Source organism: Candidatus Polarisedimenticolia bacterium (assembly GCA_036004685.1).
Taxonomy (GTDB): Bacteria; Acidobacteriota; Polarisedimenticolia; order Gp22-AA2; family AA152; genus DASYRE01.
In genome coordinates, this window is record DASYRE010000055.1 from 1 (window position 1) to 1,928 (window position 1,928).

Genomic DNA, 1,928 nt, shown 5'->3' on the forward strand with positions numbered 1-1,928 from the left:
AGGGACCGCGGAGGCCGGCGCCGCGTGGGCCTGACTGGATCGCGTCGGCCACGCGCTTTTGATCCGCGGTCATCGTCTCCGGCGTCAGCGTCGTGAATCTCGGCTCACTCATCGCGTTCCTCCCTGATGGTTTCGACCCGATCCTCGGGCCGCCGCGAAGCTCGGTCGCCTGGCGCCGGCAGAGTAGCAGGCGGACGGAGCCGGCGTTGACCTCTTTCGGTCCCGAATCGGCAGAGCGACCGCGTAGGCGCTCAGCTCATCCTCGGTGACCAGTACCCGCCGCCATCTGTCGCACGCCGCTTCCGCGTCGCCGCCGTTATCGGGCCGCCGGACCTCTCCTTCTCCTCGGCAGACCGCGCGGACCATACAGCCGGCCCGATCGCGAGCCTGATCACCGGGATGCGCGGGCGCCGGCGCAGACATGTTAGCGTTGACGCCCGGACCAGATCGGTCGGGTTTTCGGACGAAGCGGTACACAGCGGTGTGGATGCGACGGTGACAGCAAAGACAGGGGAGGGCGTGACCGTGGACGCTTCGGACCGGGAGCTGCAACAGTACCTGTTCGATCTTCAAGGCTATTTGGTGATCCACAACGTGCTGGGGGCGGCGGAGGTGGCCGAGCTGAATCGATTGATCGATGCGCAGCGGCTCCCCAGCCCTCGCGAAAGCATCCGCTTTGGCTCCGCCGCCGGCAAACACGGACCGGATCATGGCTTCCTCAACTGGGGGGAGCCGTTCTGTCGCCTGCTGGATCATGAGGCGATCATGCCAATTCTTCGCCTTCGGCTCGGGGACTGCTTTCGGCTGGACCGTCTCTACGGGATCCGCATGCACAAGGGTCAGACGATGGGCTCCATGCACGCGGACTACGGAGCTTCGGCTCTCAACTCCTTCGCCAGGCCAGGAGAGCGCTTTCAGTTTGCCCCCAACGGTATCTACGAGGGGTTCACGGTCGCGGCCTGGAGTCTTGCCGATGCCGGACCGGCCCACGGCGGATTCTGGTGCATTCCCGGGAGTCACAAGAGCAACTTCAAGCTGCCGCGCCAGATCCACGGGGCTCCGGAGAAGGCCGCCTGCGTCGTCATTCCGGAGATACCGGCGGGGTCGGTCGTGCTGTTCACCGAGGCGGTGATGCACGGCACAGCGCCGTGGAGAGCCGACCACGAGCGCCGAACGCTGCTCTACAAGTATTGCGTCTCCCAGATGGCGTGGTCGCGGGCGCGGGTGCTTCCACCACCCGATGTCCCGCTCACCCCGCGGCAACAAGCGCTCCTCACCGAGCCGGCGGATCCACATACGTTCGTTCCGTCACTCTTCAGCGACGGACCCGGCGCGAAGCGGGCCTGAGTTGCGTATCCTTCAGCACATGAGAGAAGCCTATGTACTCGGTCCCTGACGTCGATGAAGTCGTGGCGGTGGCCAAGCATCTGGGCATCCATTTGAGTGCGGACGAGGCCGTCCTCTACCGAAAGCACCTCATGGAACAGCTCAGCCAGCTCGACGCCTTCGTGCAAGCGCGAGTGGAGGAGCCCAGGCCGCCGATGGTCTCGGCCGGCCGGGAACCCGGTTGGCGGCCGAGTCCACACGAAGACCCCCTCAATGCCTGGATGTGGAAGTGCCGCATCGAGGGCGCAGCCGAAGGTCTGCTGAAGGGCAAGACGGTCAGCTTCAAGGACCACATCGCGATCGGCGGAATGCCGATGAGCTTCGGCTCCTTCGCCCTCGACGGCTTCATTCCCGACTTCGACGCCACCGTCGTCACCCGCGTCTTGCAGGCGGGCGGGACCATCATCGGCAAGAACGTGATGAATGGGCTGAGTGGCGGCTTCGGCACCGGCGGCGCCATCGGCGACTACGGCCGTCCCCTCAATCCGCACAATCGCGAGCACGTGACCGGCGGATCGTCGTCGGGTTCGGGCGCGGCCGTG

The 1,928-nt window shown here is 65.8% G+C and carries 2 protein-coding genes; both read left to right on the forward strand.

The features are described from left to right. Window positions 1-495: 495 nt before the first annotated feature. Complete coding sequence (locus tag VGR67_15660; GenBank protein ID HEV8337848.1) at window positions 496-1,347, forward strand: phytanoyl-CoA dioxygenase family protein; 852 nt, start codon at window positions 496-498, stop codon at window positions 1,345-1,347. A 68-nt stretch (window positions 1,348-1,415) separates the two neighbouring features. After that, a partial coding sequence (locus VGR67_15665) for an amidase family protein (protein HEV8337849.1) occupies window positions 1,416-1,928 on the forward strand: 513 nt, incomplete at its 3' end.